Source organism: Roseomonas sp. F4 (assembly GCF_053891155.1).
In genome coordinates this window covers 233,488-255,914 of the sequence record NZ_JBSSHK010000003.1, presented here as the reverse complement: position 1 = coordinate 255,914, position 22,427 = coordinate 233,488, and the positions used below count along the sequence as shown (strand labels likewise).

The following is a 22,427-nucleotide window of genomic DNA, read 5'->3' as shown; positions in this document are numbered from 1 at the left end:
ACCCGCCGCGCATGACCCTGTTGCTGCCCAGTCGCCAGGATATCGCCGCGCGTCTTGCCGACGCGGAGGCGCTGTCCCGCATCGGCGCGACCGCCTTCGACGATGAGGAGAATTGGGGCACCCGCCCCGGCGGGCCGGTGCCGGCTGCCGTGCTGGTGCCGATCATCTGGCATGAATCGGGGCCGGGCGTGCTGCTGACCCTGCGTTCCGCCAAGCTTAGCGCCCATGCCGGCCAGGTCGCCTTTCCCGGTGGCCGGATGGAGCAGGGCGAGACCGCGGAACAGACGGCGCTGCGCGAGGCGGCGGAGGAGGTGGGGCTGGACCCGCGCCTGCCCGTGATAGCCGCCACCCTGCCCGACCACATGACCGGCACCGGCTACCGGGTGACCCCCGTGGTGGCCTTCCTCGACCCGCCGGTGACCCTGACGCCGGACCCATCGGAGGTGCAGGCGGTGTTCGAATTGCCACTGGCCGTGCTCTACGACCCGGCGGCGCCGACCCGCCGCAGCACGGAATGGCGCGGCAGGATGCGGGAGTATTGGGTCTGGCCGCATGCGGAGCACCTGATCTGGGGCGCCACCGCGACCATTCTGGTGAATCTGTCGCGGGTGCTGCGCGAAGCCTGACGGCGCGCTACAGCGGGGAAACCTCCCCTGCTCAGGCTTTTGTCCCATGCTGGATGCCGCCCCACCGCCCGGACTCGCGACGCTCGAGGCCCGGCTGCGCCAGGACCTCGCCTGGCTGGAGCTTCCCGCGAAGCCCTGGGTGCCGCAGCGCTGGCATGGCGGCGAGGCGGTGGTCGATGTGGTCATCATCGGCGCCGGCATGTGCGGGCTGGCGGTGGCCGCCATGCTGCGGCTGCTGGGGATTTCCAACTTTCGCGTCCTGGACAAGGCCCCCGCCGGGCAGGAGGGGCCCTGGGTCACCTTCGCTCGGATGGAGACGCTGCGCTCCCCCAAAACCCTCGCTGGCCCGGCGCTGGACCTGCCGGCGCTGACCTTTCGCGCCTGGTTCGAACACCAGCACGGCGCCGCCGCTTTCGGCGCACTGGGCAAGATCCCGCGCGGGATGTGGATGGACTACCTGGTCTGGTACCGGGAGGTGATGGGCATCGCGGTGGAGAACGGCGTTGCCGTCACCGACATCCGGCCGGAGACGGAGGAGCTGTTCCGGCTGGAGACCAGCGGGGGCCATATCCTGGCGCGCCGGGTGGTGCTGGCCACAGGGCGTGACGGCCTCGGAGGCCCCTGGCTGCCGGAGATTGCCCAGAACCTGCCGCCGGAGCTGCGGGCGCATTCGCGCGACGCCATCGATTTTGCCGCGCTGGCCGGCAAGCGGGTGGGCGTGATCGGTGCCGGCGCCTCCGCCATGGACAATGCGGCGGCGGCGCTGGAGGCCGGCTGCGGGCGGCTCGACATGTTCGTCCGCCGGCCGGAGCTGCCGCGGGTGAACAAGTTCACCGGCATCGGCAGCCCCGGTGTGGTGCATGGCTTCGCGGGGCTTCCGGACGAGTGGAAGTGGCGCTTCCTGGATCTGGTGCTCAGCGCACAGACCCCGCCGCCGCGCGATTCGACGCTGCGCGTTTCCCGCTTTCCCCACGCCCATCTGCATCTGGGCAGCCCGATCCAGGCGCTGTCGGCCAAGGGCGGGGAAATCCGGCTGGAGACGCCGAAGGGCGTCTTCGCGCTGGATTTCCTGATTTTCGGGACGGGCTTCCGGGTGGATGTGGCGGCGCGGCCGGAACTCGCGCATTTCGCGCCCAACATTCGGCTCTGGGGCGACCGTTTTCGGGCGGAGCGGCCGAATGAGGAGCTGGCGACCTCGCCCGACCTCGACCCCGGCTTCGCCTTTCAGGAGAAGGTGCCGGGCGCCTGCCCCTCCCTGGCCCGGCTGCATTGCTTCAACTACCCGGCGACGCTGAGCCACGGAAAGCTTTCAGGCGACATCCCGGCGGTCAGCGCTGGCGCCAAGCGGCTGGCCCGCCACCTCGCCCGCGCCTTCTTCGTCGAGGACAAGGCGCAGCATTTCGCCAATCTGAAAGCCTATGAGACGCCCGAATTGCAGGGCGATGAATGGCCGGAGCGCCCATGAAAGTCGCGATTCTGGGCGCCGGCGCCATCGGCCCGGCCGCCGCCGCACTCGCCGCCTCCCGCGGGCATGAGGTGGCGCTGTGGTCGCCCTCGGGCCGCGGCACCGCAGGGATGACCGACCATATCGTGGCGGAAGGCGCGCTGGCCGGCCGTTTTTCGCTTCGTGTCGCCGCCGAGCTGGAGGCCGCATTGGACGGTGCCGAGATCGCGCTGCTGGCCGTGCCGGCCTATGCGCATGAAGCGCTGCTGCCGCGCCTGGCCGCCGCCATCCCGCCCAGCATGCCGCTGCTGATCGCGCCGGCCGCAGCGCTCTCGCCGCTGGCCTTCGAAGCTTTGCGCGCCGCCCTCGGCCCGCGCGCGCCGGTCGGCGGGCTGGCCACCACGCCCACCACCGCGCGCCGCCTGGCACCCGACCGCGTCCGCATCCCGGCGATCCGCGCCGCGGTCGATATCGCCGCCATCCCGGCCGCCGCCGCGCCGGACCTTGCCGCGCTGGCCACCGTGCTGTTCGGTCACGCCTGTCCGGTGGCGCCCGACGTGCTGCAGCCGGCGCTGGCCAATGCCAATCCGATCATCCACGCCGTGCTGGCGCTCGCCAACGTCACCCGCATCGAGCGCGCCGAGGCCTGGCCGCAATATGAGCTGATGACCGAAGCCTCCGGCCGGCTCATGGAAGCCCTGCAAGCCGAGCGCGACGCGCTGGCCAAAGGCTGCGGGCTTTACGTGATCTCCCTGGCCGAATCGCTGCACCGCGCCAGCGGCGTGCCCCGCGCCGCGCTGCACGAGATGGGCCAGGCGATCGCCGCCAGCGGCCGCAGCGTGAACGGCCCGGCGCTGATGGACACCCGCTACGTGACGGAGGACGTGCCCTTCGGCCTGTCCTTCTATCTGTGGCTCGCCGCCCGGACGTCGGTGCCGATGCCGGCGACCGAATCGGTGGTCACGGTGCTGGAATCGCTGTGGGGCCGTGACCTGCGTCGCAATGCGCTGCTGGACGGGCTGGCGCTGGACGATCTGGCGGGCGCGCTGCGGGACGGGATCGGTCGTTGAACTTGCCGCGACCCTGCCGGCGCGGCAGGCTTTCGCGGATTGCAGGAGCTCACCACATGCCGACCCGCCGCACACTGCTCGCCACCGCCCTCGCTTTGCCGGCCCTGGCACGCCAGGCATCGGCCCAAAGCTGGGCGCCGGATCGGCCGGTGCGGCTAGTGGTGCCCTTCGCGCCGGGCGGCAGCCAGGATGTGCTGGGGCGGCTTTTCGCCCAGGCCGTCACCGCCTCCGTCGGCCAGAATGTCGTGGTGGAGAATCGCGGTGGCGCCGGCGGGCTGCTGGGGGCGGAGGCGGTGGCCAAGGCGGCGCCGGATGGCACCACCCTGCTGCTGGCCACCGCCGGCCAGCTCACCATCGCCAAGGCCATCGGCCGCCGCCTGTCCTATGACCCGATCGCCGATTTCGCGCCGATCCTGCATATCTCGGACAGCCCGGTGGCATTGATCGCCGCGCCCAACCTGCCGGTGCAGGATCTGGCCGGCGCGCTGGCGCTGGCCCGCAATGCGCCGCAGCCCCTGCCCTATGCCAGCACCGGCACCGGCACCAATACCCACCTCATCATGGAAGACCTGAAGGCACGGGAGCGGCTGAATGTCGAGCATGTGCCCTATCGCGGCGCGGCCGGCGCCTTCAACGACCTGATGGCCGGGCGTATCGCCCTGATGTTCGTCTCCGTGCCCTCCGTGCTCGGCTTTTCAGGCGGGCAGTTGCGGGTGCTGGCGGTGACCTCCGCCGAGCGTTTCCCGGCGATGCCGGAGGTGCCGACGATGATCGAGGGTGGCGTGCGGGACTTCGTCGCCTCGATCTGGACCGGCCTCGCCGCCCCGGCCGGCACCCCGGCCCCGGTCATAGAGCGCTGGCGCGCCGAATTCGTGAAGGCGCTGGGCGATGACCTGGTGAAGACCCGGCTGGCGGCGCTGGGGGCGGTGCCGAACGGCGCGGGATCGGCGGAATTCGGCGCCCTGCTGCGCGAGGATCTGGCGCGCTGGACCCGGGTGGCGGCGCCGCTTTCGATCAGCGTGGAATAGGGCGGACTCTGCCGGGGCATCCTGGCGGGCTATAGGATGGCCACATGGCCATTCTCCTGCTGCTGTTGCCCCTTCTCGCCTGGCTGCTCTGGCGCTGGCTCCGGCCGGAAGGCGCGCGCCCGCCCCGTTGGGTGGTGATCCTGGTGGCCATCGCCGTGGTGATCGGCGCCGGCGCCGCCCTGTTCGTGCGGCTGACGAAGCAGGATGTGGTGGGCGGCGTCTATGTGCCGCCCAGCCTCGGCCCGGATGGCCGCGTGCTGCCCAGCCGCATCGAGGGCGGGCGGTGAGCGACCCGCCGCGGGACCGTCTGCCGCCCCCGGCCTTCCTGTCGGACGCCGCCCCGGCGGCGGTGCTGGCGGCGCTGCCCGGGGCGCGGGCCGTGGGTGGCTGCGTGCGGGACGCGCTGGCGGGCCGCCCGGTGCATGACGTGGACGTCGCCGCGCCCTACCCGCCGGAGGTGATCGCCCAGAAGCTGCGCGATGCCGGGCTGAAGGTCTTCGAGACCGGCCTCGCCCATGGCACCGTCACCGCCGTGCTGCGCCACCAGCCGGTGGAGGTCACGGCGCTGCGCCGCGATGTGGTCACCGATGGTCGCCATGCGGAGGTCGCCTGGACCACCGATTGGCGCGAAGACGCGGCCCGGCGCGACTTCACGTTCAATGCCATGTCGATGGATGCCCAGGGCAATCTCTGGGATTTCTTCGACGGCCGCGCGGACCTCGCGGCGGGGCGGGTGCGCTTCGTCGGCGATGCGGCGACGCGGCTGGCCGAGGATTTTTTGCGCGCCCTGCGGTTCTTCCGGTTCTGGGCGCGCTACGGCAAGGGCATGCCGGATGCGGAGGCGCTGGCCGCCATCGCCGCCGCCGTGCCGGGCCTGGTGGCACGGGTGGCGCCCGAGCGCATCTGGATGGAGCTGAAGCGGCTACTGGAAGCGCCCGATCCGGTGGGGGCGCTGGAGCTGATGGCCCGGGTCGGCCTGCTGGCGGCGGTGCTGCCGGAGGGCGCGGAGCCTGCCCGCCTCGCCGCCATGATCCCGCGCGGCCTGCCGGGCGATCCGCTGCTGCGCCTCGCCGTGCTGCTGCCGCTGCCGGCCGATGTTGCCGCGCTCGCCCGCCGGCTGCGCCTGTCGGGCGAGGAGCGCGAAAGGCTCACCGTGCTGCGCCGGATCGAGGCCGCGCCGAGGCCCGGCGATGCCACAAAGGGCTTTCATTTCCGCGCCTGGCGCGCCGGCATCCGCGCCGCCTCCCGCCACGTGGCGCCGGTGGAACCACTCTGGGTGGCGCAGGCGGAGTTTGGCGGGGAAGGCTGGGCCGAGCTGCGTGACCGGCTTTCGCCCGGCGAGGCCGATCCGGAATTTCCCGTGCAGGGCCGGGACCTGTTGGCGCTCGGCGTGCGGCCGGGGCCGACCATGGGCCAGATATTGGGGCGCCTGCGACAGGCCTGGATCGACAGCGACTGCACCCTGGACCAGCCGGCGCTGCTGGCGCGTGCGAAAAATGCCGGGACGGCGGACGGGACCGCCGCCCCGGAAGGCACTGCACCGACAGAGATGCCAGGGTCCTGACTCCCCGGCATGACCGGAACAAATAAAGAACTATCACCCCGGGCCCGATTCGGGAACCCCCCTCGCCTCCCGCCCCCCACTGCTCTACACGGCCCGCATGGCCCGCCCTGCCTTCGATGCCGCCTCCCTGCCGCTGATCCGCCGGCTTTGGCGCGACTACATCCGCCAGCACCCGCGCGGGCTGCTGGTGGCGACGCTGTGCACCATCGGCGTCGCCGCCACCGCCGCGCTGTATCCGCTGGTGATCCAGCAGGCCTTCGACCGCTTCGCCGCCGGCGATGCCCGCGTCGCCTGGGTGCTGCCGCCGCTGATCATCGCCGTCACCGCCGCCCGGGCGCTGACGCTGTATGGCAAGGCGCTGGCCACGCAATCCGTGGTGCTGGGCGTCATCGCCGACCTGCAGCAACGCCTGTTCGTGGCGCTGACCCGCGCCGACCTGGCCGCCGTGGCGCGCGACGCCCCCGCCCGCCACGCCGCCCGCTTCACCACGGATGCGGCCCTGATCCGGGAGGCCTTGACCAAGGCCCTCAGCGGGGCGGCGGATGTGCTAACCGTGGTCGGGCTGGTGGGGTCCATGCTGTGGATCGACTGGCAGATGGCGCTGCTGGCCTTCCTGCTCTACCCGATCGCCGCCGTGCCGATTCTCCGCATCGGCAAGCGCATCCGCCGCGCCTCCTCCGGCATGCAGGACCGGGTGGGAGAGACCTCCGCTTTGCTGGTCGAAAGCTTCGCCGCAGCGCGCGTGGTCCGTTCCTACCGGCTGGAGGAAGCCGAGGAAGCCCGCGCCCGTCTTGCCTTCACCCGGCTGCGCGACAGCCAGATCGCCATAGCCCGGTCCCGCGCCCGGCTGGACCCGGTGCTGGAGGCTTTGGGCGGCGTCGCCGTGGCGGCCGTGCTGGGCTTCGTCGGCTGGCGGGTGGCCGCCGGCCTCGGCACCATTGGCGACTTCACCGGCTTCGTCGCGGCGCTGCTGATGGCAGCCCAGCCGGTGCGGGCGCTCGGCAGCCTGAACGCGGCCTTGCAGGAGGGGCTCGCCGGCCTGTCCCGCAGCTTTGACGCCATCGACGAGAAGGCCCGCATCACCGACCGCTCCGGCGCCATCCCCCTGCCGCCGGGCGAGGGCGCCGTCACCTTCGAGGATGTGGGCTTCGCCTATGACGGCGTGCCGGATGCCGCCCTCTCCGGCCTGAGTTTTGCGGCCGCGCCGGGGCGGACGGTGGCGCTGGTCGGTCCCTCCGGCGCCGGCAAGTCCACCGCGCTGGCCCTGGTGCCGCGGCTGTATGACGTGACGGCGGGCAGCATTCGGATCGACGGCGCGGATATCCGGGACGTCACCCTGACCAGCCTGCGCGACGCCATCGCCTATGTCGGCCAGGACGCCGTGCTGTTCGACGACACCGCCTTCGCCAATATCGCCTGCGGCCGCCCCGGCGCGACCCAGGCGGAGGTGGAGGATGCCGCGCGCGCCGCGGCGGCGCATGACTTCCTCGCCGCCCTCCCGCAGGGCTATGCGACGCCGCTCGGCACCCAGGGATCGCGGCTTTCGGGCGGCCAGCGCCAGCGCGTCTCCCTCGCCCGCGCCTTGCTGCGCAATCCCCGCGTGCTGCTGCTGGATGAGGCGACCAGCGCGCTGGATGCGGAGAATGAGTCGCTGGTCCAGCAGGCCCTGGCGCGGCTGCGCGAAGGCCGCACCACGCTGGTCATCGCCCATCGCCTGTCCACCGTGCGCGATGCCGATCTGATCGTGGTGATGGAGGCCGGGCGCGCCGTGGAACAGGGCACGCATGCGGAGCTGATGACCGCCGACGGCCTCTATGCCCGCCTGGTCCGCACACAGGCTTTTGCGGCGTGAGATCGAAGGCGGAAGCCGCCGCACTGCCCGATCCGGATGCGCTGCATCCGGTGCCGAACAAGACGCGCATCGTCTTCCTGAAGCCGCTGCTGGCCACCATGCCCGGCATCACCAACTGCGCGGTGGGCGACTTCACCTATTACGACGACCCGCTGCACGCGCTGGACTTCTTCCGCCGCAACCTGCTCTACAATTTCCAGGTCACCGGGGCGCGGCTGGAGATCGGCAAATACTGCGCCATCGCCACCGGCGCGCGCTTCATGTTTCCCGACGCGATGCATGCGATGGCGGGCCCCTCCACCTATCCCTTCGGCATTATGGGCGGCGCCTTCGCCAGCGCCCTGCCGCTGTCCGATTACCCCTGGCGCCCCGCGCGGGACACGGTGGTGGGCCATGATGTCTGGCTGGGGATGGAAGCCCTGGTGATGCCGGGCGTGCGGATCGGCCATGGTGCCGTGGTGGGCGCGCGGGCCGTGGTGGCCCGCGACGTGCCGGATTACGCGGTGGTCGCCGGCAATCCCGCGCGTGTGGTGCGCCGCCGCTACAGCGAGGAGGACGCCGCGCGGTTGGTTGCCCTGGCCTGGTGGGGCTGGCCCGCAGCGCGCGTGGCGCAGGCCATCCCCATTCTCGCCAAGGGCGGCGTCACGGCATTGGAAGACTTCGCCGTCAGGTGACGACGTCGGCATCCGGCCGGTCATCGCCGGCGGAGAACTCCGTGTGCCACTTCCCCTGCGCGTCCTGGTATTCGATGGTCGCGGCATTGTCCGGCACATGCTGCTGCCGCGCGACGTGGCGGGCGGCCCTCAGCGCGGCCTCGCGGTTGGGGAAAGGCTCGGAAAACACGTCGCCCAGCTTGTAGGCCCAGCCGCCATCATGTTCGACGACGCGGTAGTGGATGCGGTCCATCGGCGATCTCCCTGGCCTAGCAGAATGCGCCGCGGCGGCGCGGGTTCCCTCGGTGCCCGCCCGGGGCCCCAAGGCTGCATCTGAAATCTTCCACGGACAACTCGAAGAAAATGCCCTGATGCTGTGGGGCGCCGGCCGCGGATTGGTGTTTTCCCGCCCGGCAAATGGGGCCTCGCTGGCCCGCGCCTCGCCAGCCCGGTGATGCGACCCGCTATTCCCGCCGCAGCACCCCATCCACCAGCCGGTCCGCCCAGGGCTTGCTCTGGAAGGTTGCGCGTAGCGCCACCTCGTCATAATCCTCGCGCAGCCAGTCCAGGAACGGCTTTGGGCCATGCTGCGCCTGGAAGGCCGCGTAGTCGCGAAAAAACGCATCGAGAATGCCGGTGCGACTCGCGGAAACATGGCCGAAGCGCCAGTGCAACTGGTCCAGCGCCGCCTCCACCGGGCGGCCCTGCAGCAGCAGCCAAACGCCCGCGATCAGCCCAGTGCGGTCGGCGCCGGACTTGCAGTGGATCAGCACGGGCTCCGGCAGTTCGGCCAGCAGCCCGACCAGCCGCAGGATGCGATCCTTATGCGGCGCGCCGCGGCTTTCGAAGGGCGCATCGGCATGCACCAGGCCCAGCTCCCCGGCCCGCGCCCGGCCCAGTGCATCGCTGCCGCAATCCTGACGGTGGCCGCGCAGATTGATGACGGAGCGCAGGCCGAAACGGCGCTTCGCGGCATCCAACTGCCAGGGCAGCGGGTGGTTCGACCGGTACAGCCGGCCGGGCTCCACCACCCCCCAATTGCGCCAGGAGATGCGCAACGCCGCATGATCGACGAACAGGCTGTTGAGCCAGGCGGCGCGGCGCCCGGCAGCGGAGGAGAGATTCACCGCGCCGATATGGCGTGTGTCGCGCCGGATGGCCAGACATCAAGCGGACAGGCTGACCCGCGCCCAGACGGCGCGCAATGCCAGCCAGGCGATGATCGCCGCCACAAGCAAGCCGACCAGCAGCAGGATATCGCCCCGATCCTCCAGCAGCGCCATCACATGGCCCGCCGCCGTGCCGGGGATCAGCACGATCGGCGCCCAGATCAGGGCGGAGCCGATATTCGCCGCCTGGAAGCGCCATTGCCGCATGCGGGTGACACCCGCGATGATCGGCGCCACGGCCCTCAGCGGGCTGATGAAGCGGGCGATGAACACCGCCCAGACCCCCCAGCGCCGGAAGGCCAGCACGCCACGGCCATAGATCCGCCGGTGGCGCTTCGGCAGGTGCTGCCGCACGAAGGCGGGACCCAGCCAGCGCGACAGCCAGAAGCCCAGCGCATCGCCCAGGATGGCGCCGAAGATGGTGGCCAGCAGCACGGGCCAGACCGGCACCGTGCCGCTGCCGATCAGCAGGCCCAGCCCCAGCAGCAGGGCTGAGCCAGGCAGGAAGATGCCGATCAGCGGCAGCGATTCGATGAAGGCGATGCCGAAGGCGATCACCGGGGCCCAGGCGGCATTCGCCTCCACCCAGGCCACCATCGGGCCGATGAACTGCTCCGTCATGCCCACGCCTTCGCTCAGCCCCCCGTCGCTTCGGCCTCGGCCCGCAACCGTGCCGCCACGCTGCGACCGCGGATGGTGCTATAGGCCGCCCAGACCAGCATCAACGCCGTCAGGCCGAGCAGGGTGGCGCTGATCGGGCGTTCCCAGAACACCGCCAGATCGCCACGCGACAGCAGCATGGCGCGGCGCAGATGTTCCTCCATCAGCGGCCCCAGGATGAAGCCCAGCAGCAGCGGCGCCGGCTCGAACTTCAGCTTCATCATGATGTAGCCGATGATGCCGAAGACCATCACGATCAGCACGTCGAAGTAGCTGTTGTTGATGCTGAACACGCCGATGCAGATGAACATCATGATCGACGGGTACAGGATGGAGTAGGGGATCTGCAGCATCTTCACCCAAAGGCCGATCAGCGGGATGTTCAGGATCACCAGCATGATGTTGCCGATCCAGAAGCTGGCGATCAGGCCCCAGAACATCTCGGGATGTTCGGTCATCAGGCGCGGACCGGGCTGGATGCCCTGAATGATGAGCGCGCCGAGCATCAGCGCCATCACCGCATCGCCCGGAATGCCCAGCGTCATGGTCGGGATGAAGGCGGTCTGGGAGCCCGCGTTATTGGCCGATTCCGGCGCGCAGACGCCCTCGATCGCGCCCTTGCCGAAGCGCGACGGATCCTTGGCGACCTTCTTCTCCACCGCATAGGACATGAAGGAGGCGATGGTGCCGCCGGCGCCGGGGAGCACGCCGACGAAGCTGCCGATGCCCGACCCGCGCAGCATCGGCTTCCAGGACATCTTCCAGTCCTGCCTGGTCGGCATCATCGACCGCATGGTGATCTTCTCGGCCGAGGCATCGGCGGCCTTGACGCGGCCGATGCTGCCGATGACTTCCGCCACGCCGAACAGGCCCATGGCGACGGCCACCAGGCTCACACCATCCGACAGGTAGGGGATATCGAAGGTGTAGCGCTGCTGGCCGGTTTGCACATCCGTGCCGACCATGCCGAGGCAAAGGCCCAGCAGCACCATGGCGATGCCCTTGATGGGCGAGCCCTGCGCGAGCGTCGAGGCCGCGACCAGGCCGAGCACCATCATGGCGAAGTAGTCCGCCGGGCCGAAGGCCAGCGCCACCTCCGCCAGCCGGGGCGCGAAGATGGTCATGATGATGATGCCGATGCTGGCACCGACGAAGGAGGCGACGGTGGTGATGAACAGCGCGATGCCGCCGCGCCCCTGCTTCGACATCGGATAGCCGTCGAGGCAGGCGACGGCGCCGGAGGGGGTGCCCGGCAGGTTCAGCAGGATCGAGGCCGTCGAGCCGCCATAGGAGGCGCCGTAATAGATGCCCGCCAGCATGATGATGGCCGGCGTCGCCTCCAGGTGGAAGGTCAGCGGCAGCAGCATCGAGATGGCGGCGAGCGCCCCGATGCCCGGCAGCACGCCGATGAAGGTGCCCAGGAAGACGCCGACGAAACAATAGAACAGGTTTTCGGGGGAGAAGGCCGTGGCGAACCCCATCCCAAGCATGCCGAAGACTTCCATGCTCAGTAGCTCCACCAGCGGAAGGCGGGGATCGGGATACCCAGCCCCTTCGTGAAGATCAGAACCCCGATGACGGACAGCGACACGGCCAGGATGGCCGTGCGCAGCCAGCGCAGCTCCACCTCGGCCAGCGACACGATGACGACCAGGGCGACGATGGCGGGCACCAGCCCGGCGGGCTCGATCAGCAGGGCGAAGGCCAGGCCGCCGGCCAGGATGGCGAGGAAGGGCCGCAGATTGGCAGTCGGCATCTCACCCCGCCGGAACCAGGCGGGGATCAGGATCAGCAATCCGGTGGCGGACATCAGAACGCCGAGGCCAGTCGGGAAAGCTCCCGGGCCCATTCGGCGCAGTTCTCCGAAACTGTAATGAGTTTGTGCGTGCCAAAGGAACCACAAGCCGAACATCAGGAGCAGCGCACCCCCGATGAAGTCTGTCCAGTCGCGCCTCTCCATTCCGTTCGCCTCTCTCATTGCTTGGGACGTAGCGGACTTTGCCGCCAGGATGCGCTCCCTGACACATGGACATAACATTGCAAAGAGGAAATTCGATCCAATGCATGGCAGTGGGATGCCGGAACGGGATCGGCACGGAGGCCGCCCGAGCGGGCCAAAATTCTTTGCAAACAATCCCCTGCGGACCGCGCCGCGGGCCCTTGGTTTCGCCCCCGCACGGCCCGATGCCGGACATAAAAAAACGCGCCACCTCGCGGTGGCGCGCTGATTCGGAAAGAACTTCGTCGGCTAACTATTCGAGTCGTGCGCCGGAGATCCGCACCACGTCACGCCACATCGGACGCTCCCGCGCCGCGCGCTCGGCGGCCACTTCCGGCGTGCTCCAGATCGCGCGGGCGCCGGTGCGCAGGAAGCGTTCCTGCATCGCCGGAGTCTCCGACACCTCCTTGATCGCGGCCGATGCGCGCTGGGTGATGGCGGCCGGAACGCCCGCCGGGAAGGCCATGGCGCACCAGGAGGTGACGACGAAATCAGGCACCCCGGCCTCCGCCATGGTCGGCACGTCCGGCAGGGTCGGCCAGCGCTCGGCGCTGGTCACCGCCAGCGCCCGCATCTGGCCGCTGGCAATGATCGGGACGTAGGAGGCGAGGTTGTCGAGCGCGAAGGTGATGTCGCCCGCCAGCAGGGCGGGAATGGTCTGCGCCGCGCCACGGAAGGGCACATGCACCGCCTCGATCCCCAGTCGGTTGGCGAACATGGAGCCCGAGAGATGCGGCGTGGTGCCCACACCCGGCGACCCGTAATTCACCCCACCCTGCCTCGTCTTCGCCCAGGCGATGAAATCCTGCAGGTTGGTCGCGGGCACATGCGCCGTCGGCACGGCCAGGACATTGGGCAGTTCCCAATGCATGGAGATCGGCGAAATGTCCTTCTCCGGATCATAGGGCAGGCGGGCATAGAGATACTGGTTGATCGACCAGCCGCCGACCGTCACCGGCCCCATCGTGTAGCCATCCGGCGCGCTTTTCGCGATCTGGTCATGGCCGATATTGCCGCCGGCGCCAGGCCGGTTCTCGATGACGAAGGGCTGGCCGAGTTTTTGCGAAAGTTGTTCCGAGACCAGCCGCGCCAGCACATCGGTGGAACCGCCCGGCGGCCAGGGCACGATCACGCGCACGGGGCGACTGGGCCAGGGCGCCTGCGCCAAGGCGGGGGCGGCGAGCGGTGGCAGGGTGGCGGCAAAGGGCGCGCCGAGCGTCGTGCCCAGCAGGGCACGGCGGCTGATGATCATTTTTTGTCTCCTGGACGTGTCGACCGGGCGAGGATACCGCCCGGACCGGGCGGAGGCTACAGCCTCGCGCCCTGCCGCCTTCAGGCGTCCCGCCGCGCCTGGTTGTCCCGTGTGGCCTGGGAGATGCTGCCGATGGCCCGCGGGTCCGGGCCGGGATGCATCTCCACATGGCTGGTGTCGCGCATGCCCTTGCCGGCGCTGCGGCCCGGCGCGGGATGATGCGGCGTTGCCGCCTTGCGGCGCGCCAGGGCCTGGCGCAGGGCCGCCGTGTTGCGCTCCGCCTGTCGGGTGGCGCGGCGTTCCTGCCGGACTTCCGCCTTCCGCGCGAACTGCCCGTTCACCCGGCGCAGCGCCGCGGCGAAGACCTGCTTCTTCTGCGACAGTTTCTCGGCCGCGCTGGCCGCGCCGCGTGCTTCGCTTTTGCCGCGTCGGGCACGGCTGGCCTCCCGCACCATGTCGCGGGCGCGGCCATGTTCGGCGCGCAGCCGCTGCGCCAAAGCGCGCAGCTCCTCAGGCGACAGATCGGCCAGCGCCGGATGGTGGCTCGGCGCCAACAACTTGGCCTCCTCATGCGAGAGAAGCCGCTGCTCCTCCTTGCGGGTGATGGCCATGCGAGGGTCCTCCGATTAGATGGAGAAACCGTAACGCATGGCCCGCGGCTAAGGTTGCCAAATTTTCATCTTCGGATCAGGCCTCGCCAAGACGATGCTTGCCGAAGGGCAGGCTGCGCAGCCGCCGCCCCGTCAGCGCCGCCACGGCATTGGCGACCGCCGGGGGCACGCCCGGCGTGCCGGGCTCCCCAACACCGCCCATCGGCGCGCCGCTTTCGACGATGCGCACATGCACCTTCGGCATCTCCGCCCGCGACAGGATGCGGTAGGTGTCGAAGTTGCGCTGCTGCGGCTGGCCGCCGTCGAAGACCACCTCCTCGAAGGCGGCGGAGGACAGGCCGATGCAGGCGGCGCTTTCCACCTGCGCCTTGATGATGGCGGGGTTCACGATGCTGCCGGGGTCGATGGCGACGAAGATGTCGTGCACCAGCACCTCCCCCTGCCGCAGCGAAACCTCCGCCACCGTCGCCACCTCCGACCCGAAGGGGGAGGCCATGGCGAGGCCGCGCGCCCGGCGGGTGCCATCCGCCGCCTGATAGGGGCCGCGCCGCCAGCCACCCGACAGCTCCATCACCGCATCCAGCAGCGCAAGATGGCGCGGGGACTCCGCCAGATGGGCGCGCCGAAACGCCAGGGGATCGGCGCCGGCGGCTTCCGCCACCTCATCCAGGAAGGACTCGTAGAAGAAGTCATTCATGGAATGGCCGACGGAGCGCCAGAAGCCGATGTTGACGGGATGCGGGACATGCACCCAGTCCACCCGGCGGTTCGGGATGGCATAGGGCTTGAACGCCACCCCCTCCACCGCCGTAGTGTCGAGCGGCGGATTGCCGAGCCGCGCCGTCCCGAAATGCTTCGCGACAGGCCCCTCACCGGGCACCGTGGCGTGGAAGGCGACGATCTTGCCGGCGGCATCCAGCCCGGCCCGCAGGCGCGCCATGCTCAGTGGGCGATAGGCGTCGCGGGCAAATTCCTCCTCCCGCGTCCAGATCACCTTCACCGGCCGCTCCACCGCGCGGGCCAGGCGGATGGCCTGGTTCATGGGGTGGATGCTGCCATAGGTGAAGTGGCGCCCGAAGAAGCCGCCCAGCAGCGGCGTATGGATACGGATCTTCTCCTCGGCCAAGGCGGATTCCCGGGCCGCGATGGACCGGAACGCCTCCGGCGACTGGTTCGGCGTCCAGACATCCAGCGTGCCATCCGCATTGAAGCGCACGGTGGCGGAGGGGGGTTCGAGCTGGGCATGGGCGAGGTAGGGCGCATCGTAATCCGCCGTCACCACCTTGGCGGCGCCCCGCAGCGCCGCGGCCGCATCCCCCTGCATGTCCCGCGCCGGATTGCCCGGCGCATCGGCCTGGCTGCGCAGGGCCTCCAGCATGCCCGGCGAGGAGAAATCCTCCGCCACCACGGCCTGGCCGCTGAGCGCCGTCCAGGCGATCTCAGCCGCCTCCGCCGCCTTGCGGGCGCGCCAGAAACTGTCGGCCAGCACGGCGACGGCGCCGGGCAGGCGGTGGACGGAATGCACGCCGGGCATCGCCTTCAGCGCGGCCTCGTTCAGCACCTCGCCCGGCTCGGCCCCGGCACGGGGGGCATGGATGACCGCGCCCTGCAGCATGCCGTCGACCCGGATATCGATGCCGTACTGCGCCTGGCCGGTGCTTTTGGCGCGGGTGTCGATGCGCTTCTGGGGCGTGCCGATCAGGCGGAAGGCGCCGGTCTTGGGCTCGGCGTCGGGGGGCACCGGCAGCGCGGCCGCGGCCTCCGCCAATTCGCCGTAGGGGATGCGGCGACTGGTGCCGGTGTGCAGAACGAAGCCTGGCTCCGTCGTCAGCTCCCCAACCGGCACGCCCAGCCGCTGCGCGCCGGCGGCCAGCAGCATCGCCCGCGCGGTGGCACCCAGCACCCGGAAATGCGCATAGGTGTTGCGGATGGAAAAGCTGCCGCCGGTGACGCGGCGGCTGCCGTTGAACAGCACCTGGTAGTCCGCGCCGGCGGGTGCCGTCTGCACCTCGAAGGCGGCGAGGTCGGCATCCAGCTCCTCCGCCACGATCTGCGCGACCGCGGTATGGATGCCCTGCCCGCCCTCCGCGAAGGGGTTTTGCAGCAGGATGCGGCCATCGGGGCGGATGGTGAGGTAGGACGGCACCTTGCGGGCATGGGCCAGCCCGCCCATCGCCTGGGCGCGGGCCGGGCGCTGCGGGATGCCGAGTGCCAGCAGCAGCCCGCCCCCGAAGGCAGCGGCCAGCGTGGCGCGGCGGGACAGATTCAGCGGCGCGTCCCCCTGAAAGGCGGCCGCCAGCGCTTCGTCAGGACGGGTCATGGCCGGTTCGCCCCTCATGCCGCGTCCGCCGCCTGGCGGATGCCGGCGGCGATCATGTTGTAGGTGCCGCAGCGGCAGAGATTGGTCATCGCGCTGGCGATATCCGCCTCGCTCGGCTTCGGCGTTTCCTTCAGCAGGGCGGTGGCGGCCATCAACTGGCCGGACTGGCAATAGCCGCATTGCGGCACGTCCAGCGCCACCCAGGCGCTGACCAGCCTTGCGCCCACCGGGTCCTGCTCCACCGCCTCGATGGTGGTGATGGCCTGGCCGGCCACGCTGTCCACCGGCACCTGGCAGGACCGCATGGCGATGCCATCCACCAGCACCGTGCAGGCGCCGCACTGGGCGACGCCGCAGCCGTATTTCGTCCCGGTCAGTCCGAGCGTGTCGCGCAGCACCCAGAGCAGCGGGGTGTCATCCTCGACCTCGACCTGGCGTGCCGTGCCGTTGACGGTGATCTGAACCATCGGGTGGGGCCTTCTGAAGCGCGAAGCGCGGAGTGTGCCGAAATGACGGGGCCGATGTCGAGGACTGTCAGGGCCAGCCCACCTCCGGCGGCAGCGACATCAGGATCGCCTCCACATTGCCGCCGGTCTTCAGCCCGAACAGGGTGCCGCGATCGTGCAGCAGGTTGAATTCCACGTAGCGGCCGCGGCGCATGATCTGATGCGCCCGCTCCGCCTCGGTCCAGGGCTCGGCCATGCGGTGGCGGACGATGGCGGGGTAGGCCTCCAGGAAGGCCAGGCCGACATCGCGGGTGAAGGCGAAATCCGCCTCGATGCCATGGCCCGGGGTGCGGTCGCCCAGCCAATCGTAGAAGATGCCGCCCAGGCCGCGCGGCTCGTTGCGATGCGGCAGGAAGAAGTATTCGTCGCACCATTGCTTGAAGCGCGGATAGTAGCTGCGGTCATGCCGGTCGCAGGCGGCCTTGAAGGCGGCGTGGAAGACCGCGGCATCCTCCAGGCTATGCGGCGCCGCGTGGTCCATCGGGGTGATGTCGCCGCCGCCGCCGAACCAGGCGCGGCTGGTGACGATGAAGCGGGTGTTCATATGCACCGCCGGCACGCGCGGGCTGCGCATATGCGCAACCAGGGAGATGCCGGTGGCCAGGAAGCGGGGATCGGCCTCCGCCCCCGGGATCTGCTTGCGGAATTCGGGGGAGAATTCGCCGAAGACGGTGGAGACGTTCACCCCCACCTTCTCGAACACCCGCCCGCGCATCACCGCCATCACGCCGCCGCCCCCTTCCGGCCGGTCCCAGGGGGTGCGGAGGAAGCGGCCGGCGGGCAGGCCGGCATGGGGGCCGGTGGAAAGCTCATCCTCGATCGCCTCGAAGGCCGCGCAGATCCGGTCCCGCAGCTGTTCGAACCAGGCCCGGGCGGTGGGCAGCATGGGATGGTCGGCAGGGGCGGCGGAAAGCGGCGCGGGCGGCTGGTCGGTCATGGCGGACGGGTCCTCGGCTGGCGCCTCTCGGCAGGGCGCGCAAGGCGCAGATTGACAGGCGGTTAAAGGAATGGCGACCCGGGCGACACGCTCCGCGGCTTTCGCGCCATGCCACAGGTGTTCTGGCGCAACAGCGGATGGACACCGCCACAACCCACCCTTTATATGCGGCGCAGCGCCATCCTGGCAGCCGAGGCCTGAGCGCCCTTCGCGCAAGCGTCGGCGCCCCTTGACAATCCGGGAAGGTGCCGAAGGTTTGCGGCGATGCGGGTCGCCTGGCGGTCCGATTGGGCCGGCAAGGGCCCTGGAGGCGGGTCCAGCCGTTCAGGGTCCCGCCGTTCAGGACCCGGCCGGCTCCGGTCGGCCCCGAAGGCGGCAGGCGGAAAAGGACGACGAGATGGCCGAGACAATGGTGCCCGCCGGGGCATCGCAGGGTGCCGGGCACGGGGCTGCTCCCGTTGGGGCTTCCGACGGGTCCCATGGTGAGACACGACGCGACTTCCTGACCCTGAGCACCGCCGCCTTCGCGGCGGTCGGCGTGGGCGCGGTGGTCTGGCCTTTCATCAGCTCGATGAACCCGGCGCGGGACGTGCTGGCGCTGGCCTCCACCGATGTGGAGCTGGGGGCGATCGCGGTTGGTCAGGCTGTCACCGTGGTGTGGCGTGGCAAGCCGGTCTTCGTGCGCCACCGCACCGCCGCCGAGATCGAGGCCGCGCGCGCCACGCCGCTGTCCCAGCTGAAGGACCCCGCGACGGATCAGAGCCGCGTGCAGCGCGATGCCTGGCTGGTCGTGGTTGGCGTCTGCACCCATCTGGGTTGCGTGCCGCTCGGGCAGAAGCCCACCGATGCCAAGGGTGACTACAATGGCTGGTTCTGCCCCTGCCACGGCAGCCATTACGACACCTCCGGCCGCATCCGGGTGGGTCCGGCACCGCTGAACCTTGCGGTTCCGGGCTACAGCTTCACTTCCGACACGCAAATCCGGATCGGCTGAGGGCGGCAGGGCGCGGCATTCCCCGCGCCCACCCCTCGGCCTCCACTGGGGAGCCAGGCAAGATGGCCATCGGCCTTCACGACAGCACCATCCAGAACCCCGTGATCCGCTGGATCGACCAGCGGCTTCCGGTGTTCACCATGATGCAGAAGGAGTACGGGAGCTTCCCGACTCCTCGCAACTTCAACTATTTCTGGAATTTCGGCGCGCTCGCCATGGTCACGCTGATGATCATGATCGCGACCGGCATTTTCCTGGCGATGAACTACACGCCGCACACCGCCCATGCCTTCGACAGCGTCGAGCGCATCATGCGGGACGTGAACTACGGCTGGCTGATCCGCTACGTGCACATGAACGGCGCCTCGATGTTCTTCATCGTGGTGTTCATCCACATCTGGCGCGGCCTGTATTACGGGTCCTACAAGGCGCCGCGGGAGCTGCTGTGGATCTTCGGCGTCGTCATCTTCCTGCTGATGATGGCCACCGCCTTCATGGGCTACGTGCTGCCCTGGGGCCAGATGTCCTTCTGGGGCGCCACGGTCATCACCAACCTGTTCAGCGCCTTCCCGATCGTCGGCCAGCACATCGTGACCTGGCTGTGGGGCGGCTTCTCCGTCGACAACCCGACGCTGAACCGCTTCTTCAGCCTGCACTACCTGCTGCCCTTCGTGATCGCCGGCGTCACCTTCCTGCACGTCGCCGCGCTGCACATCACCGGGTCCAACAACCCGCTCGGCATCGACCCGAAGGGGCCGCAGGACACCCTGCCCTTCCACCCGTACTACACGGCGAAGGACAGCGTCGGCCTGATCGTCTACTTCATCGTCTTCGCCGCGCTGGTCTTCTTCGCCCCGAACTACCTCGGCCACCCGGACAACTACATCCCGGCAAACCCGATGGTGACGCCCTCGCACATCGTGCCGGAATGGTACTTCCTGCCGTTCTACGCCATCCTGCGCGCCGTTCCCGACAAGCTGGGTGGCGTGTTGCTGATGTTCGGCTCCATCGCGGTGCTGTTCGTGCTGCCCTGGCTCGATACCTCCCCGGTGCGGTCCATGCGCTTCCGGCCGATCGCGAAGTGGGCGCTGTTCTTGTGGCTGGTCGCCTTCTTCGTCCTGATGTGGGCGGGCGGTAAGCCGGCGGAGGAGCCGTATGTGACGGTGTCCCGCATCGCCACGGCCTATTACTTCGCTTATTTCCTGCTGATCCTGCCCCTGCTCGGCCGCCTGGAACGGCCGTTGACGCTGCCTGAGAGCATCTCCATGCCCGTCCTCCGCGGTGGCGGACCGGTCATGGCGGGCGCCGCGGCGAAGCCGATGGAGAAGGCCTGATGCGTGACCTCAAGCGGGGCTTCCGCAACCTGATCGGCGCCCTGGCGCTGGGCGCCGCCACCTTCGGTGGCGCCATGGCCCTCACCACCCCGGCCCACGCGGCCGGGGAGCATATCACCATCCCGAATGCTGGTTTCAGCTTCGCCGGCTTCTTCGGCACCTTCGACCGCGGCGCCGCCCAGCGCGGCCTGCAGGTCTACAAGGAAGTCTGCGCGGCCTGCCATGGCATGTACCAGCTGTCCTATCGCAACCTGATGGAGATCGGGTTGAGCGAGGACCAGGCGCGTGCCATCGCCGCCACCTTCGAGGTGCGGGACGGCCCGAACGACATGGGCGAGATGTTCGACCGCCCAGCCCGCCTGTCCGACCGCTTCCGCCGCCCCTTCCCGAATGAGCTGGCGGCGCGCGCGGCGAACAACGGTGCCTATCCGCCGGACCTGTCGGTCATGGCCAAGGCCCGGCCGAACGGCGCCAACTACGTGCATGCGCTGCTGACCGGCTATGTCGATCCGCCGGCCGGTTTCACCGTGGCCGAGGGCATGCACTACAACGCCTATTTCCCGGGCCACCAGATCGCCATGCCGGCGATCCTGAACCCGGACCAGGTGCAGTATGCTGACGGCACCGCCGCCACCGTGGACCAGATGGCCCGCGACGTGACCACCTTCCTCGCCTGGGCGGCGGAGCCGGAGACCGAGCAGCGCCGCGCCATGGGCGTGCGCATCATCCTGTTCCTGATCGTGCTGGGCGGCCTGACCTATGCCGTGAAGCGCAAGATCTGGGCCGATGTGAAGCACTGATCCAGCCCACTGGATCAGCCGAGATAAGGGCCGCCCCGGCAAGGGCGGCCCTTTTTCGTTGGGGCCGGTTCAAGAAGGGTTCATCCCATTGTAGAAGCCCCAGGCACCGAGGAACCTGCCCGCATGTCCGACCAGATCACCCCCGTCATCGGCCTGATTGGCGGCTCCGGCCTGTACGACCTGCCGGGGCTTGAGGACCGCGCCTGGAAGCGCATCGCCAGCCCCTGGGGCGAGCCCTCGGACGAGATCCTGCACGGCCGGCTGGGCGGGGTGGAGGTGCGCTTCCTGCCACGCCACGGTCGCGGCCACCCGACCCCGCCTTCCCGCCTCAACTACCGCGCCAATATCGACGCGATGAAGCGCGCCGGCTGCACCGAGATCATCTCCCTCTCGGCCGTGGGGTCGTTGAAGGAGGAGCTGCCGCCCGGGCATTTCGTCATCGTCGACCAGTTCATCGACCGCACCTTTGCCCGCGAAAAGTCCTTCTTCGAGACCGGCTGCGTTGGCCATGTCTCGGTGGCGCATCCGGTCTGCCCCCGGCTCGGCGATGCGTTGCAGGCCTCCGCCGAAAAGCTGGGGCTGCCGGTGACGCGCGGCGGCACCTACATGGTCATGGAAGGCCCGCAATTCTCCACCAAGGCGGAAAGCCTGCTGTATCGCAGCTGGGGCTGTTCCGTGATCGGCATGACCAATATGCCGGAGGCCAAGTTGGCGCGGGAGGCGGAGCTTTGCTACGCGACCGTCGCCATGGTGACCGACTTCGACTGCTGGCACCCGGATCATGACGCGGTGACGGTGGACCAGGTGGTGAAGGTGCTGTTCGGCAATGCGGACATGGCCCGGTCGCTGATCGCGGATGTGGTGCCCGGCCTCGGCGCCCCGCGCGGCCCCTGCCCCGCCGGCTGCGACCGCGCGCTGGACTACGCGCTGATCACCGCGCCGGAACAGCGCGACCCGGCGCTGATGGCGAAGCTGGATGCCGTCGCCGGGCGGGTGTTGCGGGCGGCGGGCTGACGGTCCGCCCGGCCATGCACCGCATGCCCCGCTGGGCCTGGTTCGCCATCCTGCTGGCCCTGCTGGCCGCCACCGCCGGCATCCTGCTGGCGATGGGGCGGGAGCCGATCTGCAAATGCGGCAGCATCAAGCTGTGGCATGGGGAGGTGCTGAGCAGCGAGAACTCCCAGCACCTGACGGATTGGTACACGCCGTCCCACATCGCCCATGGGCTGATCTTCTACGCCGCGCTGCATCTGCTGGCCGGGCGGCTCGGCCTGCTGCCGCGCCTGGTCATCGCCACGGTGGTGGAGGCGGCCTGGGAGATCGCCGAGAACACGGAGGCGGTGATCCAGCGCTACCGCGAGGCGACCATCGCGCTGGATTATTTTGGCGACAGCGTTCTCAACTCCGTCAGTGACATCGCGGCCATGTGGATCGGCTTCGCATTGGCCGCGCGCCTGCCGGTCTGGGCCAGCGTGGCATTGCTGCTGGTCATGGAGATCGGCGTGGCCCTGGTGATCCGAGACAACCTGACCCTGAACGTGCTGATGCTGCTCTGGCCGCTGGACAGCGTGAAGGCCTGGCAGGCGGGGGGCTGAGCCCATGGATCGG

23 protein-coding genes are annotated in these 22,427 nt (G+C 69.8%); 13 read left to right on the top strand and 10 right to left on the bottom strand.

What is annotated here, in order from left to right; translation table 11 throughout:
* Nucleotides 1–11: 11 nt before the first annotated feature.
* The 8 genes from ACVFYP_RS13500 to ACVFYP_RS13465 all read left to right on the top strand — a co-directional run bounded on the left by ACVFYP_RS13500 (nucleotide 12) and on the right by ACVFYP_RS13465 (nucleotide 8,258).
* Nucleotides 12–626, top strand: a complete 615-nt coding sequence (locus ACVFYP_RS13500; RefSeq protein ID WP_499200704.1) for an NUDIX hydrolase — start codon at nucleotides 12–14, stop codon at nucleotides 624–626.
* Nucleotides 627–672: 46 nt separating this feature from the next.
* Nucleotides 673–2,091, top strand: coding sequence for an NAD(P)-binding domain-containing protein (locus tag ACVFYP_RS13495; RefSeq protein WP_499200703.1), 1,419 nt, complete (start codon nucleotides 673–675; stop codon nucleotides 2,089–2,091).
* Nucleotides 2,088–3,140 (top strand): NAD/NADP octopine/nopaline dehydrogenase family protein, encoded by a 1,053-nt coding sequence (locus ACVFYP_RS13490; RefSeq protein WP_499200702.1) that lies wholly within the window; start codon nucleotides 2,088–2,090, stop codon nucleotides 3,138–3,140. The genes ACVFYP_RS13495 and ACVFYP_RS13490 overlap by 4 nt, the downstream gene beginning before the upstream one ends.
* A gap of 56 nt (nucleotides 3,141–3,196) precedes the next feature.
* Nucleotides 3,197–4,168, top strand: coding sequence for a Bug family tripartite tricarboxylate transporter substrate binding protein (locus ACVFYP_RS13485; RefSeq protein ID WP_499200701.1), 972 nt, complete (start codon nucleotides 3,197–3,199; stop codon nucleotides 4,166–4,168).
* A 44-nt stretch (nucleotides 4,169–4,212) separates the two neighbouring features.
* Entirely contained in the window at nucleotides 4,213–4,455 is a 243-nt protein-coding gene (locus ACVFYP_RS13480; protein ID WP_499200700.1) for a hypothetical protein, read from the top strand.
* A complete protein-coding gene (locus ACVFYP_RS13475; RefSeq protein WP_499200699.1) occupies nucleotides 4,452–5,732 on the top strand; it encodes a CCA tRNA nucleotidyltransferase in 1,281 nt (426 codons plus the stop codon). Before ACVFYP_RS13480 ends, ACVFYP_RS13475 begins: the two co-directional genes overlap by 4 nt.
* A 97-nt stretch (nucleotides 5,733–5,829) precedes the next feature.
* Nucleotides 5,830–7,584 (top strand): ABC transporter ATP-binding protein, encoded by a 1,755-nt coding sequence (locus ACVFYP_RS13470; protein ID WP_499200698.1) that lies wholly within the window; start codon nucleotides 5,830–5,832, stop codon nucleotides 7,582–7,584.
* Nucleotides 7,581–8,258: a CatB-related O-acetyltransferase gene (locus ACVFYP_RS13465; RefSeq protein ID WP_499200697.1), complete on the top strand. Its 678-nt coding sequence runs from the start codon at nucleotides 7,581–7,583 to the stop codon at nucleotides 8,256–8,258. The genes ACVFYP_RS13470 and ACVFYP_RS13465 overlap by 4 nt, the downstream gene beginning before the upstream one ends.
* Here the strand turns inward: ACVFYP_RS13465 and ACVFYP_RS13460 are convergent.
* The 10 genes from ACVFYP_RS13460 to hemF all read right to left on the bottom strand — a co-directional run bounded on the left by ACVFYP_RS13460 (nucleotide 8,251) and on the right by hemF (nucleotide 17,640).
* Nucleotides 8,251–8,490 (bottom strand): DUF2188 domain-containing protein, encoded by a 240-nt coding sequence (locus ACVFYP_RS13460; protein ID WP_499200696.1) that lies wholly within the window; start codon nucleotides 8,488–8,490, stop codon nucleotides 8,251–8,253. The genes ACVFYP_RS13465 and ACVFYP_RS13460 overlap by 8 nt on opposite strands.
* A 211-nt stretch (nucleotides 8,491–8,701) precedes the next feature.
* Nucleotides 8,702–9,364, bottom strand: coding sequence for a tyrosine-protein phosphatase (locus ACVFYP_RS13455; protein WP_499200695.1), 663 nt, complete (start codon nucleotides 9,362–9,364; stop codon nucleotides 8,702–8,704).
* A 39-nt stretch (nucleotides 9,365–9,403) separates the two neighbouring features.
* The gene (locus tag ACVFYP_RS13450; RefSeq protein WP_499200694.1) at nucleotides 9,404–10,027 is read right to left on the bottom strand and encodes a DedA family protein; all 624 of its coding nucleotides are present in this window, start codon (nucleotides 10,025–10,027) and stop codon (nucleotides 9,404–9,406) included.
* Between the two features lie 14 nt (nucleotides 10,028–10,041).
* On the bottom strand, nucleotides 10,042–11,571 hold the full coding sequence (locus tag ACVFYP_RS13445) for a tripartite tricarboxylate transporter permease (protein WP_499200693.1): 1,530 nt from the start codon (nucleotides 11,569–11,571) through the stop codon (nucleotides 10,042–10,044).
* Between the two features lie 2 nt (nucleotides 11,572–11,573).
* Complete coding sequence (locus ACVFYP_RS13440) at nucleotides 11,574–12,026, bottom strand: tripartite tricarboxylate transporter TctB family protein (protein WP_499200692.1); 453 nt, start codon at nucleotides 12,024–12,026, stop codon at nucleotides 11,574–11,576.
* 292 nt (nucleotides 12,027–12,318) lie between these two features.
* Nucleotides 12,319–13,317, bottom strand: a complete 999-nt coding sequence (locus ACVFYP_RS13435) for a Bug family tripartite tricarboxylate transporter substrate binding protein (protein WP_499200691.1) — start codon at nucleotides 13,315–13,317, stop codon at nucleotides 12,319–12,321.
* Between the two features lie 80 nt (nucleotides 13,318–13,397).
* Complete coding sequence (locus tag ACVFYP_RS13430; RefSeq protein ID WP_499200690.1) at nucleotides 13,398–13,928, bottom strand: hypothetical protein; 531 nt, start codon at nucleotides 13,926–13,928, stop codon at nucleotides 13,398–13,400.
* A gap of 76 nt (nucleotides 13,929–14,004) precedes the next feature.
* Entirely contained in the window at nucleotides 14,005–16,248 is a 2,244-nt protein-coding gene (locus tag ACVFYP_RS13425; RefSeq protein WP_499200689.1) for a xanthine dehydrogenase family protein molybdopterin-binding subunit, read from the bottom strand.
* Nucleotides 16,249–16,262: 14 nt separating this feature from the next.
* Nucleotides 16,263–16,715 (bottom strand): (2Fe-2S)-binding protein, encoded by a 453-nt coding sequence (locus tag ACVFYP_RS13420; protein ID WP_499200688.1) that lies wholly within the window; start codon nucleotides 16,713–16,715, stop codon nucleotides 16,263–16,265.
* 67 nt (nucleotides 16,716–16,782) lie between these two features.
* The gene (hemF, locus tag ACVFYP_RS13415; RefSeq protein WP_499201273.1) at nucleotides 16,783–17,640 is read right to left on the bottom strand and encodes an oxygen-dependent coproporphyrinogen oxidase; all 858 of its coding nucleotides are present in this window, start codon (nucleotides 17,638–17,640) and stop codon (nucleotides 16,783–16,785) included.
* A gap of 448 nt (nucleotides 17,641–18,088) precedes the next feature.
* Here hemF and petA point away from each other — a divergent pair, with 448 nt between their 5' ends.
* The 5 genes from petA (at nucleotide 18,089) to ACVFYP_RS13390 (ending at nucleotide 22,414) form a co-directional block, all read left to right on the top strand.
* A complete protein-coding gene (gene petA / locus ACVFYP_RS13410) occupies nucleotides 18,089–18,685 on the top strand; it encodes a ubiquinol-cytochrome c reductase iron-sulfur subunit (RefSeq protein ID WP_499200687.1) in 597 nt (198 codons plus the stop codon).
* Between the two features lie 62 nt (nucleotides 18,686–18,747).
* Nucleotides 18,748–20,019, top strand: a complete 1,272-nt coding sequence (locus ACVFYP_RS13405; RefSeq protein ID WP_499200686.1) for a cytochrome b — start codon at nucleotides 18,748–18,750, stop codon at nucleotides 20,017–20,019.
* On the top strand, nucleotides 20,019–20,819 hold the full coding sequence (locus ACVFYP_RS13400; RefSeq protein ID WP_499200685.1) for a cytochrome c1: 801 nt from the start codon (nucleotides 20,019–20,021) through the stop codon (nucleotides 20,817–20,819). Before ACVFYP_RS13405 ends, ACVFYP_RS13400 begins: the two co-directional genes overlap by 1 nt.
* A gap of 123 nt (nucleotides 20,820–20,942) precedes the next feature.
* On the top strand, nucleotides 20,943–21,833 hold the full coding sequence (locus ACVFYP_RS13395; RefSeq protein ID WP_499200684.1) for an S-methyl-5'-thioadenosine phosphorylase: 891 nt from the start codon (nucleotides 20,943–20,945) through the stop codon (nucleotides 21,831–21,833).
* Nucleotides 21,834–21,847: 14 nt separating this feature from the next.
* A complete protein-coding gene (locus ACVFYP_RS13390) occupies nucleotides 21,848–22,414 on the top strand; it encodes a DUF2585 domain-containing protein (RefSeq protein ID WP_499200683.1) in 567 nt (188 codons plus the stop codon).
* Nucleotides 22,415–22,427: the final 13 nt, after the last annotated feature.